At 61.8% G+C, this 16,677-nt stretch carries 13 protein-coding genes; 9 read left to right on the forward strand and 4 right to left on the reverse strand.

Annotation, left to right across the window (positions count from 1 at the left end; all coding sequences use genetic code 11):
* The first annotated feature begins 52 nt into the window (after positions 1-52).
* The 7 genes from LIY36_RS17260 to LIY36_RS17290 all read left to right on the forward strand — a co-directional run bounded on the left by LIY36_RS17260 (position 53) and on the right by LIY36_RS17290 (position 7,321).
* A complete protein-coding gene (locus tag LIY36_RS17260) occupies positions 53-982 on the forward strand; it encodes a DMT family transporter (RefSeq protein ID WP_226456406.1) in 930 nt (309 codons plus the stop codon).
* A gap of 299 nt (positions 983-1,281) precedes the next feature.
* Positions 1,282-4,203, forward strand: a complete 2,922-nt coding sequence (locus tag LIY36_RS17265) for a monovalent cation/H+ antiporter subunit A (protein WP_192296595.1) — start codon at positions 1,282-1,284, stop codon at positions 4,201-4,203.
* Positions 4,203-4,547, forward strand: a complete 345-nt coding sequence (locus LIY36_RS17270; protein ID WP_003192163.1) for a Na+/H+ antiporter subunit C — start codon at positions 4,203-4,205, stop codon at positions 4,545-4,547. The genes LIY36_RS17265 and LIY36_RS17270 overlap by 1 nt, the downstream gene beginning before the upstream one ends.
* Entirely contained in the window at positions 4,544-6,226 is a 1,683-nt protein-coding gene (locus tag LIY36_RS17275) for a monovalent cation/H+ antiporter subunit D (RefSeq protein WP_192296596.1), read from the forward strand. Before LIY36_RS17270 ends, LIY36_RS17275 begins: the two co-directional genes overlap by 4 nt.
* Positions 6,223-6,711 (forward strand): Na+/H+ antiporter subunit E, encoded by a 489-nt coding sequence (locus LIY36_RS17280; RefSeq protein ID WP_192296597.1) that lies wholly within the window; start codon positions 6,223-6,225, stop codon positions 6,709-6,711. Before LIY36_RS17275 ends, LIY36_RS17280 begins: the two co-directional genes overlap by 4 nt.
* Positions 6,708-6,986 (forward strand): K+/H+ antiporter subunit F, encoded by a 279-nt coding sequence (locus LIY36_RS17285; protein ID WP_105522735.1) that lies wholly within the window; start codon positions 6,708-6,710, stop codon positions 6,984-6,986. Before LIY36_RS17280 ends, LIY36_RS17285 begins: the two co-directional genes overlap by 4 nt.
* Positions 6,983-7,321 carry a Na+/H+ antiporter subunit G gene (locus LIY36_RS17290; protein ID WP_192296598.1) on the forward strand — a complete coding sequence of 113 codons (339 nt, stop codon included), beginning with the start codon at positions 6,983-6,985 and terminating at the stop codon, positions 7,319-7,321. The genes LIY36_RS17285 and LIY36_RS17290 overlap by 4 nt, the downstream gene beginning before the upstream one ends.
* Before the next feature lie 229 nt (positions 7,322-7,550).
* On the opposite strand, the gene cysS is transcribed toward LIY36_RS17290, so the two are convergent.
* Positions 7,551-8,939, reverse strand: a complete 1,389-nt coding sequence (gene cysS, locus LIY36_RS17295; protein WP_192296600.1) for a cysteine--tRNA ligase — start codon at positions 8,937-8,939, stop codon at positions 7,551-7,553.
* Between the two features lie 43 nt (positions 8,940-8,982).
* Entirely contained in the window at positions 8,983-10,683 is a 1,701-nt protein-coding gene (locus LIY36_RS17300) for a glutamine--tRNA ligase/YqeY domain fusion protein (RefSeq protein WP_226456407.1), read from the reverse strand.
* Positions 10,684-10,942: 259 nt separating this feature from the next.
* On the opposite strand from LIY36_RS17300, the gene LIY36_RS17305 reads away from it, so the two are divergent.
* Both LIY36_RS17305 and lpxH read left to right on the forward strand, forming a co-directional pair.
* On the forward strand, positions 10,943-11,446 hold the full coding sequence (locus LIY36_RS17305) for a peptidylprolyl isomerase (RefSeq protein ID WP_010209496.1): 504 nt from the start codon (positions 10,943-10,945) through the stop codon (positions 11,444-11,446).
* Positions 11,443-12,192, forward strand: coding sequence for a UDP-2,3-diacylglucosamine diphosphatase (gene lpxH / locus LIY36_RS17310; RefSeq protein ID WP_226456408.1), 750 nt, complete (start codon positions 11,443-11,445; stop codon positions 12,190-12,192). The genes LIY36_RS17305 and lpxH overlap by 4 nt, the downstream gene beginning before the upstream one ends.
* Positions 12,193-12,353: 161 nt before the next feature.
* Here the strand turns inward: lpxH and LIY36_RS17315 are convergent, their stop codons facing one another.
* Together LIY36_RS17315 and LIY36_RS17320 are read right to left on the reverse strand one after the other, a co-directional pair.
* The gene (locus tag LIY36_RS17315) at positions 12,354-15,680 is read right to left on the reverse strand and encodes an ImcF-related family protein (protein WP_226456409.1); all 3,327 of its coding nucleotides are present in this window, start codon (positions 15,678-15,680) and stop codon (positions 12,354-12,356) included.
* The gene (locus tag LIY36_RS17320; RefSeq protein ID WP_226456455.1) at positions 15,667-16,659 is read right to left on the reverse strand and encodes a hypothetical protein; all 993 of its coding nucleotides are present in this window, start codon (positions 16,657-16,659) and stop codon (positions 15,667-15,669) included. The genes LIY36_RS17315 and LIY36_RS17320 overlap by 14 nt, the downstream gene beginning before the upstream one ends.
* Positions 16,660-16,677 lie beyond the last annotated feature (18 nt).

The following is a 16,677-nucleotide window of genomic DNA, read 5'->3' on the forward strand; positions in this document are numbered from 1 at the left end:
GCGTGCGGCGCATTGTGCGGTCCGTGCCTTCCCCTTGCAAGACCGAGCCGCCATGACCACCGCCAAATCCCCCTCGCGTTTCAACCGTTTCAGCAAAGCCGAATGCATCCTGGTGTTCATCACCATGATCTGGGGCGGCACCTTCTTGCTGGTGCAACACGCCATGACCGTCAGCGGCCCGATGTTTTTCGTGGGGCTGCGCTTTGCCGCCGCGGCGATTGTGGTGGGCTTCTTTTCCTTGCGGACCTTGCGTGACCTGACCTTGTTCGAGTTCAAGGCCGGGGTGTTTATCGGCGTGGCGATCATGTTTGGCTACGGTTTGCAGACCATTGGCTTGCAGACGATCCTCAGCAGCCAGTCGGCGTTTATCACCGCGCTGTATGTGCCCTTTGTGCCCTTGCTGCAATGGCTGGTGCTGGGCCGGCGCCCAGGGTTGATGCCAAGCATTGGCATCATGCTGGCGTTCACCGGCTTGATGCTGTTGACGGGGCCTGCGGGCGCATCGTTGAACTTCAGCCCCGGCGAAATCGCCACATTGATTGGTGCAATAGCCATAGCCGCCGAAATCATTTTGATCGGTGCCTATGCCGGGCAGGTGGATGTGCGCCGGGTTACGGTGGTGCAACTGGCAACGGCCTCGGTGCTGTCGTTCATGATGGTGGTGCCGATGGGCGAGGCCTTGCCGGGGTTCTCGTGGTTGCTGCTGTTCAGCGCGGTGGGCCTGGGCTTGACCAGCGCGGTGATCCAGGTGGCGATGAACTGGGCGCAGCAGAGCGTTTCGCCAACGCGGGCCACGCTGATTTATGCCGGGGAGCCGGTGTGGGCCGGTGTGGTCGGACGGATTGCCGGGGAGCGTTTTCCACCGATTGCGATGGTAGGAGCGGCGTTGATTGTAGCGGCGGTGATTGTGAGTGAGATGAAGACCAAAGGGCAGAAGGCAGCCGAGTTAGAGAGTGACTTGGAGCAGGAGCGTCTGGGCTAAGACCCATCAACACGCCTTTGTAGTGAGCGGGATTGTCCCGCGCTGGGCTGCGAAGCGGCCCCAATCCAGTCACTGCATTCTTTCAAGCAAACCAAGCTGTCTGGGTTTAGGGCGGCTTCGCCACCCAGCGCGGGACAAGCCCGCTCACTACGGGGATTGCATTCCAACATTGGTTGCTGCGTATAAGTGCGTATTGGGAGTTTTCGGCCTACCTTGTAGGATCCTGCCACATGTTGCCGTTTGGTGATCGAGAAAGCGGCACGTATGATGCATCCCAAACTCCCGCAGATTAGAAGCCTATGTCCCTGATAGTTCTACTGCTGCTGCCGTTTCTTGGCAGTTGTCTGGCAGCCTTGCTGCCGCATAACGCACGTAACACCGAATCCCTGCTGGCCGGCCTGGTGGCCCTGGTCGGCACCGTTCAAGTTGCCCTGCTCTACCCCCAGATCGCCCACGGTGGCGTGATCCGCGAAGAATTCATGTGGTTGCCCAGCCTGGGCTTGAACTTCGTGTTGCGCATGGACGGGTTTGCCTGGCTGTTCTCGATGCTGGTACTGGGCATCGGCACGCTGGTGTCGCTGTATGCGCGCTATTACATGTCGCCGGACGATCCGGTGCCACGCTTCTTTGCGTTTTTCCTGGCCTTCATGGGCGCGATGCTCGGGCTGGTGATCTCCGGCAATCTGATCCAGATCGTGTTTTTCTGGGAACTGACCAGCCTGTTCTCGTTCCTGCTGATCGGCTACTGGCACCACCGCGCCGACGCGCGACGCGGTGCCTATATGGCGTTGATGGTCACCGGCGCCGGCGGTTTGTGCCTGCTGGCAGGCGTGATGCTGCTGGGGCATATCGTCGGCAGCTACGACCTCGACCAGGTGCTGGCGGCGGGCGAGCAGATCCGTGCCCACGCGCTCTACCCGATCATGCTCGCCCTGGTGCTGATCGGCGCGCTGAGCAAAAGCGCGCAGTTCCCCTTCCACTTCTGGCTACCCCACGCGATGGCGGCCCCCACGCCGGTGTCGGCCTACCTGCATTCGGCGACGATGGTGAAAGCCGGCGTGTTCTTGCTGGCCCGCCTGTGGCCGTCGCTGTCCGGCAGCGAAGAATGGTTCTACATCGTCGGCGGCGCCGGCGCGATCACCCTGCTACTCGGCGCGTACTGCGCGATGTTTCAAAACGATCTCAAGGGCCTGCTGGCCTATTCCACCATCAGCCACCTCGGGCTGATCACCCTGCTGCTGGGCCTCAACAGCCCGCTGGCCGCCGTCGCTGCGGTGTTCCACATTCTCAACCACGCCACCTTCAAGGCTTCGCTGTTCATGGCGGCGGGCATCATCGACCACGAAAGCGGCACCCGTGACATTCGCAAACTCAGTGGTCTGGTGCGTTTGATCCCGTTTACCGCGACCCTGGCGATGGTCGCCAGTGCGTCCATGGCGGGCGTGCCGCTGCTTAACGGTTTTCTGTCCAAAGAAATGTTCTTCGCCGAAACCGTGTTCATCTCGGCGACCAAGTGGGTGGAAATCACCCTGCCGGTGATCGCCACCATCGCCGGTACGTTCAGCGTGGCCTACGCGCTGCGCTTCACGGTCGATGTGTTCTTCGGCCCGACAGCCACCAACCTGCCCCATACGCCACACGAACCGCCGCGCTGGATGCGCGCGCCGGTGGAACTGCTGGTGTTCACCTGCCTGCTGGTAGGGATCTTCCCGGCGCAGATGGTCGGCTCGATCCTCGCTGCCGCCGCACTGCCCGTGGTGGGCGGCGTGCTGCCGCAGTACAGCCTGGCGATCTGGCACGGCTGGAACGCGCCGATGATCATGAGCCTGGTGGCGATGTCCTGCGGCGTGGTGCTCTACCTGTTGCTGCGCAAGCAACTCAAGCGCGGGCGCTTCGATTACCCGCCGATCATCAGCTACTTCAACGGCAAGCGCGGCTTCGAGCGCTGCCTGGTTGTGATGATGCGCGGTGCACGCAAGATCGAAAAACGCATCAGCACCAAACGCCTGCAAACCCAGCTGTTCCTGCTGGTGTTGGCGGCGGTGGTCGCAGGCCTCATCCCGATGCTGCACAGCAGCCTCAGCTGGGGCGACCGGCCGAAGATCCCCGGTTCCATCGTGTTCGTTACCTTGTGGCTGCTGGCGATTGCCTGCGCCGTCGGCGCCGCGTGGCAAGCCAAGTATCACCGGCTGGCAGCCCTGACCATGGTCAGCGTGTGCGGCCTGATGACCTGCATCACGTTCGTGTGGTTCTCCGCGCCGGACCTGGCCTTGACCCAACTGGTGGTGGAAGTGGTGACCACCGTGCTGATCCTGCTGGGCTTGCGTTGGTTGCCACGGCGGATCGAAGAAGTTTCGCCCCTGCCGGGCAGCCTGCGCAAGGCGCGGATTCGCCGGGTGCGCGACTTCCTGCTGTCCACCGTGGTAGGCGGCGGCATGGCGTTGCTGTCCTACGCGATGCTGACGCGCCAGACGCCCAACGATATTTCCTCGTTCTACCTCAGCCGCGCCCTGCCCGAAGGCGGCGGCAGCAATGTGGTCAACGTGATGCTGGTGGACTTCCGCGGCTTCGACACCCTCGGCGAAATCACCGTGCTCGGCGCCGTGGCGCTGACGGTGTACGCGCTGCTGCGACGTTTCCGCCCGTCCAAGGAGAGCATGCAACTGCCCGCACAACAGCGCCAGTTGGCCCCGGACGTGGCCACTGACCTGGTCAACCCACGCCAGGCCAGCGACACCGCGCTGGGCTTCATGATGGTGCCCGCAGTGCTGGTGCGCCTGCTGCTGCCGATTGCGCTGGTGGTGTCGTTCTACTTGTTCATGCGCGGCCACAACCAACCGGGCGGCGGGTTTGTCGCCGGGCTGGTGATGTCGGTGGCGTTCATCCTGCAATACATGGTCGCCGGTACGCAGTGGGTCGAGGCGCAGATGAGCCTGCGGCCGATGCGCTGGATGGGCTTCGGCCTGCTGTCGGCGACGCTGACCGGGCTGGGTGCGCTGTTTGTCGGCTACCCGTTCCTGACCACCCACACCTGGCATTTCAGCCTGCCGCTGCTGGGCGACATTCATGTGGCCAGCGCGCTGTTCTTTGACGTCGGCGTGTACGCCATGGTGGTCGGCTCGACGCTGCTGATGCTCACCGCCCTCGGTCACCAATCGGTGCGCGCACACAAACCAAGCAACCAGGCCAAAGTGGTTGCCGCAACGGAAGGAGCCGCCTGATGGAAGAAGTCATCGCAATTGCCATCGGGGTCCTCGCGGCCTCCGGTGTGTGGCTGATCCTGCGGCCACGGACATTCCAGGTGGTGATGGGCCTGTGCCTGCTGTCGTATGGGGTCAACCTGTTCATCTTCAGCATGGGCAGCCTGTTTATCGGCAAGGAGCCGATCATCAAGGACGGCGTGCCGCAAGACCTGCTCAACTACACCGATCCGCTGCCCCAGGCCCTGGTGCTGACGGCCATCGTAATCAGCTTCGCCATGACCGCGTTGTTCCTGGTGGTGCTGCTCGCCTCCCGGGGCCTGACCGGCACGGACCACGTCGACGGCCGGGAGCCCAAGGAATGAATTGGGTCAACCAACTGATCATCGCCCCGATCCTGCTGCCGCTGCTCACCGCTGCACTGATGTTGATGCTCGGCGAAAAACGCCGGCCGCTGAAAGCCAAGATCAACCTGTTCTCCAGCGTGCTGGGCCTGGGGATTGCGGTGCTGTTGCTGTACTGGACGCAAAAAGGCGGCCCCGGTTCGATTGGCGTGTACCTGCCGGGCAACTGGCAGGTGCCATTCGGCATCGTGCTGGTGGTGGACCAACTGTCGGCGCTGATGCTGGTACTCACCGGCATCATCGGCGTGAGCGCGTTGCTGTTCGCCATGGCCCGCTGGGACCGTGCCGGCACCAGTTTCCACGCCTTGTTCCAGGTGCAGATGATGGGCCTGTACGGCGCCTTCCTCACCGCCGACCTGTTCAACCTGTTCGTGTTCTTCGAGGTACTGCTGGCGGCGTCCTACGGCCTGATGCTGCACGGCTCGGGCCGCGCGCGGGTGTCGGCAGGGCTGCATTACATCGCAATCAACCTGCTGGCCTCGTCGCTGTTCCTGATTGGCGCGGCGATGATCTACGGTGTCACGGGTACGCTGAACTTTGCCGACCTGGCGCTGAAAATTCCGCTGGTGCCGGAGGCGGATCGTGGCCTGCTGCATGCGGGTGCGGCGATCCTCGCCACCGCGTTCCTGGCCAAGGCCGGCATGTGGCCGCTGAACTTCTGGCTGGCTCCTGCCTATTCCTCGGCGAGTGCGCCGGTGGCGGCGATGTTTGCGATCATGACCAAGGTCGGCGTATACACCGTGCTGCGCTTGTGGACGCTGCTGTTCTCCGGCCAGGCCGGTGCGTCGGCGCTGTTTGGCGGTGACTGGTTGGTGTACGGCGGCATGGCAACCATTATCGGCGCGGCACTGGCGATGGTCGCGGCACAACGGCTGGAGCGCATGGCCAGCTTGAGCATCCTGGTGTCGGCGGGGATCTTGCTGTCGGCCGTGGGTTTCGCCCAGCCGAGCCTGACGGCAGGCGCGCTGTTTTATCTGGTCAGCTCGACCCTGGCGTTGAGCGCGCTGTTCCTGCTGGCGGAGTTGATCGAGCGTTCGCGTTCGGCCAACGACTTGCCGCTGGATGAGGAAATCGATGCGCTGCCCAAGGCCATGGAATCCCTGCATCCGCGTCCGGGGGTGAACCTGGATGATGAACAGCAAGCCGTGGTCGGCCAGGTGATCCCCTGGACCATGGCGTTCCTCGGCTTGAGCTTTATCGCCTGCGCGTTGCTGATCATCGGCATGCCGCCGTTGTCCGGGTTTATCGGCAAGCTGAGTTTGCTCAGCGCGCTGATCAATCCACTGGGCCTGGGCGTGAGCGTCGACGCGCCGATCCGTCCGGCAGCCTGGGGCCTGGTGGTGCTGCTGGTGCTCTCTGGCCTGGCCTCGTTGATCGCGTTCGCGCGCCTGGGCATCCAGCGCTTCTGGACCCCGGAAGAGCGCCCCTCGCCGCTGCTGCGCCGCTATGAGTGCGTGCCGATCTTCTTCCTGCTCGGGTTGAGTATCCTGTTGACCTTCAAGGCCGAACCGCTGATGCGCTACACCCAGGCCACGGCCGTGAGCCTGAACAACCCCGAGCACTACGTGATGGCGGTGATGGCCACGCGTCCGGTGCCGAGCCCCGAAGCGAAGAGCGCCGCGCTGGAGGTGCAGCCATGAAACGCCTGTTCCCTGCCCCGTGGCTGTCGTTGGCTCTGTGGTTGTTATGGCTGGTGCTGAACCTGTCGGTGAGCCCCGGCAACCTGCTGCTCGGCGCGTTGTTGGGCGTTCTCGCGCCGTTGCTGATGGCGCCGCTGCGGCCGTTGCCGATCCGCATCCGCCGCCCCGGGGTGATCATCCGCCTGTTCTTCGTGGTCGGCCGCGACGTGATCGCGTCCAACCTGCAAGTGGCCTGGGGCGTGCTGACCTGCGGCACACGCCCACCGCGTTCGCGCTTTATCAAGATCCCCCTGGACCTGCGCGACGCCAACGGCCTCGCCGCGCTGTCGATGATCACCACCGTGGTGCCCGGCACCATCTGGTCGGAACTGGCGCTGGACCGCAGCATCCTGCTGTTGCACGTGTTCGACCTGGAGGATGAAGCGGCGTTTATCGAGCACTTCAAATCCACCTACGAGCGGCCCCTGATGGAGATCTTCGAATGAGCGCCCTGCTCTCCAATGCGATCCTGTTCAGCCTGTTCCTGTTTTCCCTGGCCATGGTGCTGACCCTGGTGCGCCTGTTCAAGGGCCCCTCGGCCCAGGACCGGGTCCTGGCGCTGGACTACCTGTACATGCTGGCGATGCTGATGATGCTGGTGCTGGGCATTCGTTACGCCAGTGACACCTACTTTGAAGCGGCGCTGTTGATTGCACTGTTTGGCTTCGTGGGCTCGTTTGCCCTGGCGAAATTCCTGCTGCGTGGCGAGGTGATTGAATGATGCCGTTATGGGTGGAAGTGATCGTGGCCGTGCTGCTGGTGTCGAGCAGCGTGTTCGCCTTGATCGGCGCAATCGGCTTGTTGCGCATGAAGGACTTTTTTCAACGCATGCACCCGCCGGCGCTGGCTTCGACGTTGGGCGCGTGGTGTGTGGCATTGGCGTCGATTGTGTACTTTTCGGCACTCAAGTCCGGGCCAGTGTTGCACGGCTGGTTGATTCCGATTTTGTTGTCGATCACGGTGCCGGTGACCACATTGCTGCTGGCGCGCACGGCGCTGTTCCGTAAGCGCATGGCGGGTGATGATGTGCCTGCCGAAGTCAGCAGCCGCCGCTGATCGCTCAAGTGAACACAGTATAAATGTGGGAACGGGCTTGTGTGGGAGCGGGCTTGCTCGCGAATACGGTGTATCAGTCGCCAGATTTGTTGACTGACACTCCGCTTTCGCGAGCAAGCCCGCTCCCACACAAGCCAGCTTCCACAGTGGATCGAGTGAGCCGTTAAAACGATGTGCAAAAAAAAACGCCCCGAACCAGTCGGGGCGTTTTTTATTCAGCCTTTAGCAATCAAGCCTGATCAGCCAAGCGCCACGTCGTCCCACCCTTGCCGTCTTCCAACACCACGCCCATGGCGGTGAGTTGGTCACGGATACGGTCGGATTCCGCCCAGTCCTTGTTGGCCCGTGCGTTCAGGCGCGCCTGGATCAGCGCATCGACTTCAGCCGCATCCACACGCCCTTCGGCGCCGGCCTGGAGGAAGTCATCGGCTTGCATCTGCAACACGCCCAGCACGCTGGCCAGTTCTTTCAGGCGTGCGGCAAGGCCAGCGGCGGCGTCGAGATCGCTCTCGCGCAGGCGGTTGATCTCGCGCACCATCTCGAACAGCACGGCGCAGGCTTCTGGAGTGCCGAAGTCGTCGTTCATCACCTGGGTAAAGCGCTCAACGAACGCTTCGCCACCGGCCGGAGCAACCACCGGCAAGCCTTTCAACGCGTGGTAGAAGCGCTCCAGCGCGCCCTTGGCGTCCTTGAGGTTGTCTTCCGAGTAGTTGATCGCACTGCGGTAGTGGCTCGACACCAGCAGGTAACGCACCACTTCCGGGTGATACTTTGCCAGCACGTCGCGGATGGTGAAGAAGTTGTTCAAGGACTTGGACATCTTCTCGCCATTGATGCGAATCATGCCGCAGTGCATCCAGGCATTGGCGTAGGTCTTGCCGGTGGCGGCTTCGCTCTGGGCGATTTCGTTTTCGTGGTGCGGGAACTCGAGGTCGCTGCCGCCGCCATGAATGTCGAACGTCTCGCCCAGGCAGCAGGTGGACATCACCGAGCATTCGATGTGCCAGCCCGGCCGCCCGGCGCCCCATGGCGATTCCCAGCTCGGCTCGCCCGGCTTGGTGCCTTTCCACAGCACGAAGTCGAGCGGGTCTTGCTTGGCTTCATCCACTTCGATACGCGCGCCGATGCGCAGGTCTTCGATTTTCTTGCGCGACAGCTTGCCGTAGCCCATGAACTTGGCGACGCGGTAGTACACGTCGCCATTGCCCGGGGCGTAGGCGTAACCCTTGTCGATCAGGGTCTGGATCATCGCGTGCATGCCCGGGATGTGGTCCGTGGCGCGTGGCTCCATGTCCGGTTTGAGGATGTTGAGGCGCGCCTCGTCCTCGTGCATCGCGGCAATCATGCGCTCGGTCAGCGCGTCGAACGACTCGCCGTTTTCATTGGCACGGTTGATGATCTTGTCGTCGATGTCGGTGATGTTGCGCACGTACGTCAAGTCATAGCCGCTGAAACGCAACCAGCGGGTGACCAGGTCGAAAGCCACCATGCTGCGGCCGTGGCCGATGTGGCAGTAGTCGTATACGGTCATGCCGCACACGTACATGCGCACCTTGTTGCCATCCAGCGGCTTGAAGACTTCTTTGGTCTTGCTGAGTGTGTTGTAGATCGTTAGCACGACAATTCCTTCTCTCTAGGCAAAGCCGGTCAGGCCTGCCTGATCACTGGCCCCACGAATCACGCAAGGTCACGGTACGGTTGAATACCGGAGCGCCTGGTTTCGAGTCCTTGATATCCGCGCAGAAGTAACCTTCGCGCTCGAACTGGAAACGGTCTTCCGGCTGTGCTTCGCCCAACGAGGGTTCGGCACGACAACCAGTGAGTACTTGCAGGGAGTCAGGGTTGATGTTGTCGAGGAAACTGGCGCTGTCTTCCGCCTTTTCAGGGTTCGGCGAACGGAACAGGCGATCGTACAGGCGCACTTCGCACTCGATGCTGGCGGCGGCCGGCACCCAGTGGATCACGCCCTTGACCTTGCGGCCTTCCGGGTTCTTGCCCAGAGTTTCCGGGTCGTACGAGCAACGCAGTTCGACGATGTTGCCATCGGCGTCCTTGATCGCTTCGTCGGCACGGATCACGTAGCTGCCACGCAGGCGCACTTCGCCATTCGGCTCCAGGCGCTTGTAGCCCTTTGGCGGCTCTTCCATGAAGTCATCGCGGTCGATGTAGATTTCACGGGCGAACGGCAGCTTGCGCACGCCGAGTTCTTCTTTCTGCGGGTGGCGCGGCAGTTCGAGGTTGTCGACCTTGTCTTCCGGGTAGTTGGTGATCACGACTTTCAGCGGACGCAGCACGCACATGGCGCGTGGGGCGTTCGCGTCGAGGTCCTGGCGAATGCTGAATTCGAGCATGCCGAAGTCGACCACGCCGTCGGAACGGTTGGTGCCGACCATGTCGCAGAAGTTGCGGATCGACGCCGGCGTGTAGCCGCGACGGCGGAAGCCCGACAGCGTCGACATGCGTGGGTCGTCCCAGCCGTGTACGTGCTTTTCATCGACCAGTTGCTTGAGCTTGCGCTTGCTGGTGATGGTGTAGTTCAGGTTCAGGCGGCTGAACTCGTACTGGCGCGGGTGCGCAGGCACCGGCAGGTGCTCCAGGAACCACTCGTACAATGGGCGATGGCTTTCGAACTCCAGGGTGCAGATCGAATGGGTGATGCCTTCGATGGCGTCCGACTGACCGTGGGTGAAGTCGTAGTTCGGGTAGATGCACCACTTGTCACCGGTCTGGTGGTGATGGGCGTGGCGGATGCGGTACATGATCGGGTCGCGCAGGTTCATGTTCGGCGAGGCCATGTCGATCTTGGCACGCAGCACGCGGGCGCCGTCCGGGAACTCACCGGCACGCATGCGTGCGAACCAGTCCAGGTTCTCTTCCACCGAACGGTCGCGGAACGGGCTGTTCTTGCCCGGCTCGGTCAGGGTGCCACGGTATTCCTTGGCCTGTTCCGGGCTCAGGTCGTCGACGTAGGCCTTGCCGGCCTTGATCAGCTCGACGGCCCAGTCGTGCAACTGGTCGAAGTATTGCGAGGCATAGCGCACTTCACCGGACCATTCGAAGCCCAGCCACTTCACGTCGCTTTCAATGGCGTCGATGTATTCCTGGTCTTCCTTGGCCGGGTTGGTGTCGTCGAAACGCAGGTGCGTGACGCCACCGAATTCCTGGGCCAGGCCGAAGTTCACACAGATCGACTTGGCGTGACCGATGTGCAGGTAGCCGTTTGGCTCAGGCGGGAAACGGGTGACGATCTGCGTGTGCTTGCCCGAATCCAGGTCCGCCTGGATGATCGGGCGCAGGAAATTGACCGGGACGGCAGGTCCGGCCTTGGAATTCGAGGTAGGGTCGACAGTGGGCTTGCTCATAGGATCCTTGAACAGACAGGTACGTGGCCGGTTGAGGCCAGATAAAACAAAGCGCTCATAATAGCCGAAGCGGTCAAGACACTGACAGGCCACGACCCAAAACTGCTGCTTTAATTACTGCTTTAATGACGAACGCGATAAAAAACCACCTCGAAATTCCTGCCGGGCACGCTAAACTGCGCGCCTTGGCCGAAGTTTCGCCAAACCGGTAAGGCGCCCGGGCGTCCGTACCTACGAATTCCTTGAAAGAGAAACGACCATGACTCAAGTCAAACTGACCACCAACCACGGTGACATCGTCATCGAGCTGAACGCCGAGAAAGCGCCGATCACCGTCGCCAACTTCATCGAGTACGTAAACGCCGGCCACTACGAAAACACCGTTTTCCACCGTGTCATCGGCAACTTCATGATCCAGGGCGGCGGTTTCGAGCCAGGCATGAAAGAAAAGAAAGACAAGCGCCCAAGCATCCAGAACGAAGCGGACAACGGCCTTTCCAACGACAAGTACACCGTCGCCATGGCCCGTACCATGGAGCCGCATTCGGCCTCCGCGCAGTTCTTCATCAACGTGGCCGACAACGCCTTCCTGAACCACAGCGGCAAGAACGTGCAGGGTTGGGGTTACGCGGTATTCGGTAAAGTCACCGAAGGCCAGGACGTCGTTGACAAGATCAAAGGCGTACAGACCACTGGCAAAGCCGGTCACCAGGACGTTCCGGTAGAAGACGTGATCGTCGAGAAAGCCGAGATCGTTGGGTGATATTGCTGATTTCAGATTTGCATCTGGAAGAGGAGCGCCCGGATATAACCCGGGCGTTTCTGGATTTACTCCACGGCCGCGCCCGTGGCGCCCAGGCGTTGTACATTCTGGGGGACTTCTTTGAAGCCTGGATTGGCGACGATGGGATGACCCCTTTCCAGCGCTCGATTTGCGCAGCCCTGCGCGAGCTGAGCGACAGCGGCACCCCGATTTTCATCATGCATGGCAACCGCGACTTCCTGATCGGCAAGGCGTTCTGCAAAGCTGCAGGTGCCACCTTGCTCAAGGACCCGAGTGTCGTGCAACTCCATGGCGAGCCGGTGCTGTTGATGCACGGCGACAGCCTCTGCACCCGCGACGTCGGTTATATGAAGCTGCGGCGTATCCTGCGCAACCCGGTCGTGCTGTTTATCCTGCGCCACCTGCCCCTGCGCACCCGCCACAAACTGGCGCGCAAGCTGCGCAGTGAAAGCCGTGCACAGACACGCATGAAGGCCAACGACATTGTCGACGTCACCCCCGAGGAAGTGCCACGGGTAATGCAACAGTTCGGCGTACGCACCCTGGTCCACGGCCACACCCACCGCCCCGCCATTCACAAGTTGCAGATTGGCGAGCAAGCGGCCAAGCGCATTGTGCTGGGGGACTGGGATAAACAGGGCTGGGCGTTGCAGGTGGATGAGCAAGGGTTTCAGTTGGCGGCGTTTGATTTCGTCAATCCGCAACTGACGCTGCCTGGCGCCTGAACCTCAAACACCACTGATCCAATGTGAACACCGATCCAAATGTGGGAGCGGGCTTGCCCGCGATAGCGGGGGGGCAGTCAACTCATGTATCGACTGAACCACCGCTATCGCAGGCAAGCCAGCTCCCACAGGGGCTTGCATTCCACACTCGCGTTTTGTGCCTACGACTCATCAGCCAGAAATATCTGTGGAGGCAGCGTGAAACCGCGCAGCTTGAGCAGTGCCAATGGCCCTGCATCCAGTTCGGTGCGCAGATGCCAAGTCAGGTCGATACCGTCAGGCGCCTTGAGCTCCATGCGATAGAGGCTGTCGCCATCGTCCAATGGCGTGACGCGGGCTTTTTCCAGCAAACGGATCAGCCCCCAGGTGCCTTGGTAATCACCCAACAGACGTTCGCCGGCATGCACACTGGTCCAGCTCAGGCTCACCCCGGGGTAATCGCTACGGCCTGGCCAGTTGAAGCGCTGCCAACGTTCTTTTTGGTTGAAGTAGTGGTGTTTTTCGCCATTGAGAACAAAGGTGGTTTGCACCACATCTCTGACCGCCTTGCCCTGGAGCTCGAAGCTCAGCCCCATGCCACCGTCGGTGTAGAGCACGTCCGCCAAGTTGCTGAGCTGGTTGATGGCTGACAGAAACTGCGGATTGAAACGCAAGCCCTGGCTATGCAACGGATCGACCACCCAGCGATTGCCCTCCTTGCGCAACACGCCGCTCAGTTGATGCTGCAAGAACTGCTCGATCCGCCCTGAGTCAGCACGAATCATTTGTCCCAACATCGGCAACGAGGCGTCACTGCCTGTAGCGGCAAACGGGTAGCGGCTGGCAAACGCGCTGTGCCAGGGCGTCACGATCGCGCGTTGCCACTGGCGGTTAAGACTCGCCGCTGAAGGTTGCAGCACCCGCTGCCAGGCTTGGTCCATTGGACGCACGAACAGCGCCTCGCCGAACCCGGCCCACTGCGCACCCAGGCTGGCAGCAATCAGCCTGCCGTAGGACTGGGTGTCGGTCAGATCGATACTTTTTCCCTGGAAGACCGTCTGCGCCAGGGTCTGGGTCATGGCCTGCGGGTCCGGGGCGTGACTGACTTGCTGCAGTTTCAGACGAGCGCGGGTGATTTGGGTGAGAAAAGCATGCAAGGAGAGCCTATTACCGTCGTCGTTGCTCATCAGTGAAAGCAGCGGACCGAAAGTGGCATCCAGGGGGCCGCTCGGCTCATGCGTCATTCCGTCGGTCACCGGCGTCTCGTCCCGGCCGATCAACTGTTGCGCCGACTGGATCAGAGAGTCTCCAAGTGTGCGGCCACGGTGACTTGCATGCGCTTGGTATGCCACCGTGCTCATCAGTGCGATCAATGGCGACTGGCGCACATCGCTCATCAACGTCAATTGGTCGATGACATCGGCCATCCGTCCGGATTGTTGCCAACGCAGACTGTTGAGGAAGTCCAGCCACGCGCGGGCATAGTCCTGGAAGTAGCGCTCGGTAAGACGCTCGCGCAGTTTTTCTGGCGTCAGATCGGGATCAACATCGATGGGCTTGTCGCTGAGCACCCAGTCGATTTCCTCGCGTCGGGCGCTGGCAATATCGTCAATGGCCTGGCGCACGTGGCCCTCCCAGGCTTGGCGGGTGAACACCCCCGCGACCCTGGCGTCGGTGGAAAACAGTGCCAATGCATCGGTATCGGCGACCATCTGGTGCAGGCTCAAGTCCGGCGAATGATTGGCGGCGGCATCGAGCACCTGTTGGTACAGGCTGGCTTCGGCGTTGCGTCGACCCAACTGGCCTAGCAAGACCTGCCGAACCTGAGCGACCCGCTGCCAGTCAGCCGCGATGCGCCACTCGGGATGTACAGCCAACTGCACGCTGTAGAACTGCCAAAGCGTCGGCGACAGGCTCTGCCAAATACCGGGTGACAAACCGGCGCGCAGTGGCTCAGCCTCGCTCAAGGTCTTGGCCAGGAAGACAGAATCGGTTTTTTCCGGGCGGGCCATCATCAGGTAAGCCTTGAGTTGATCGTAGGCAACACGGGCGTAGCGGGCGCGGTCCGGGCTGTCCGGTGCAAGGTTGATCAACGTGTCGAGTTGGCGTTGCAAATTCTCGACCGCCGGGTCGCGCATCAATCGGTTATTGCTTTCGACGTAGTGCGGCCAAAGGGCTTCAAGCAAGGCTTGGTTCTGGTTCAAGCCAAAACGTTGATACCACGGCGTGCCGTGCTCGGCGCGGTAGTCCAGCCGGGCGAGGACGCGAGTCAGCTCGTTGAGGGCCTGAAATTGCTGATCGCCTTGAGCCGATTGCTGCAGCGCAGCGAGCGAAGCGTGTGTCTGCGCAACCTGCGCGCGATTACTGGGGAAGGACAGCAACAAGCCAACTCCCCAGGCCAGCATCAGCATCATCGTCACGGCGTAACCCACGCGAGCGGCGCTCCAGCCCACTCGACGCCGTACGGGCTTGTCCGCCAGTACGCCGTTCCAGGCGGGGTCCGCCGGCCAATAATGGCCCGTCTGCTCATGCTGCACCGGCAGGCTGAACCACACGCCACGCAGAGGTACTCCACGGGCGGACTGGCCCAGCAACGGCGCGAGCGCCTGGTGCCAACGGGTAATGCCTTCGGCCTGCAAATCGCGAGACAGCCGGAGCAGGAAATCATGGGTAGTCTGATCATGCATCTGTGCCAGACCTGCCTGACGCAGGGGCTCGATCAAGCCTTGCAAGCACGCTTGCAGGGCGACGACGGTCAGCTTCGTCGGCAACACACTGCCAACCGGCTCGACCCTGCGCTGGGCCTGCGGCCATTGGCTGGCGCAGACTTGCCACAGGTGCAGTGGGATCTGCCAGCGCAGCTCACGGGACAGTTCGCAAAAATGCCGAACACCCTCCCCCATCGCGACATCATCGAGGCTTTGCTCACTGCTCAGCGCCCAGACCACAGCATCCAGCGCACGCCAGCGGCTCAACTCGCGCCACTGTGCAAGGGCTGCCTCGTCCAGCCCGGAATGGACACTGCCACCCCATAACAACACCGTGTCTTGCCCTTCCAGCCAGTTCTGTGGTGTCAAGCCAGGGGCGATAGCGCTGATCTGATCCGGTTCGCCAAACACTAAAAACAAGCGGACTTTGCCGCGCCAGAAGTAGCCGTGCCGCGTGCGAAGAGACTTGCGTAGCGCCTCCAGCCACGGTTTTTCTTCAGGCTCGACAGGACTCGGAAAAGCACCCCAGGGCTCAGCCACTGTCGCCACCAACCCCGTTGCCCAGCCAACCGCAACACGGTCCCAAGCCAATACAATCAGCGGGCAAAACCAGCAAAGCGCGAGCCCGATGAACAGGCCTCGTAGTGCCAGATCCTTGAGCGCCAGCGCTGGCCAAGCGAAATAGTCACTGCACAACGCGTAGAGCAAGCAGCCGAGCATGACCAGCAACCACGCGACCACCAGATAACCCAACCCCACGCCGACCAAAGAGGCCTTACGTCCACCCTTAATGATTGCCATGAGGTACCACCACCCCAATCGCCAGTCGCTTCTCGGCGTCCTGACTCAACCAGCCGCAGGGCTGAGCTGCCACCTTCGCCTGCAACAGCGCCAGCGACATACCGATGAAAGGCGCCAGGTTCCCCAGCAGGCCCCAATGCATGCTCAGTTGGTGCTCGGCTGCGCACCAGCCTCCCTGCGCAAACGTTAGCTGGCTGGTTGTATCCAATGCCAAACAGCTGGGTGGCGGCCCATCGAGGCCGGCATAACATTGCACCTGCGCGCACAGTTGAGCCGGCGACTCATGCGTTTCGCTCAATAGATACTCACCTCGATGCAACAACTGCCTGCCTTGCCGATCCACCACCCACAGAAAGCCCGCTTCGCCTGGCAGCTCAGGGTCTTCGGCGCGTTCCAAAGACACCACGCCGGCGCACAAGAACCAATCCCCCGCCTCCTGGCAGCGCGGGTAAAAGCCTTCAATCAGCGCATCGAGGTCGGCCAGATCGGCCAATGGCACGCGGGTATCGGGCAGCCTCACACCGGCCTTGGCCAACTGTTGAGTGAACGCGCGCTCGCTGCCCGTATCACCCGCCCAGGCAACGCCGCACAACCTTGGCCAGCGCGCAGATAACTCAGGAAGTGCAAGGGTCAACCGGGCAAGGTGGCGGGCCAAGGCAGGGCCGCGGTCGGTGAGATTGCTCAGTGACAATCGACACCGTAGCGCAGGCTGCGTCGCCCCCGGTATCAGCGACGGTTTCGGGACGGGCGTGGCGGCCATCAGCCCGCGGTACTGCGCCTGCTCGTCGCCCACCGGCCCGAGCAACAACACCTGTTGCACCGGTAACCCCAAACCACGCCGCCGCCACCAGCGCTGCAGGTCGCCATCACGGGTGCGGCGGTACACATCCGTCTGGAACTGAGCGATCTGCCAAACCAATACACGCAGCGCCAATACCAACGTCCAACTCAATGGCAGCACTGCACTCCATAACCACAGTTCTACCTGAGGCTGGCC

The sequence above is a fragment of the Pseudomonas sp. AF03-9 genome (assembly GCF_020515815.1).
Lineage (GTDB): Bacteria > Pseudomonadota > Gammaproteobacteria > Pseudomonadales > Pseudomonadaceae > Aquipseudomonas.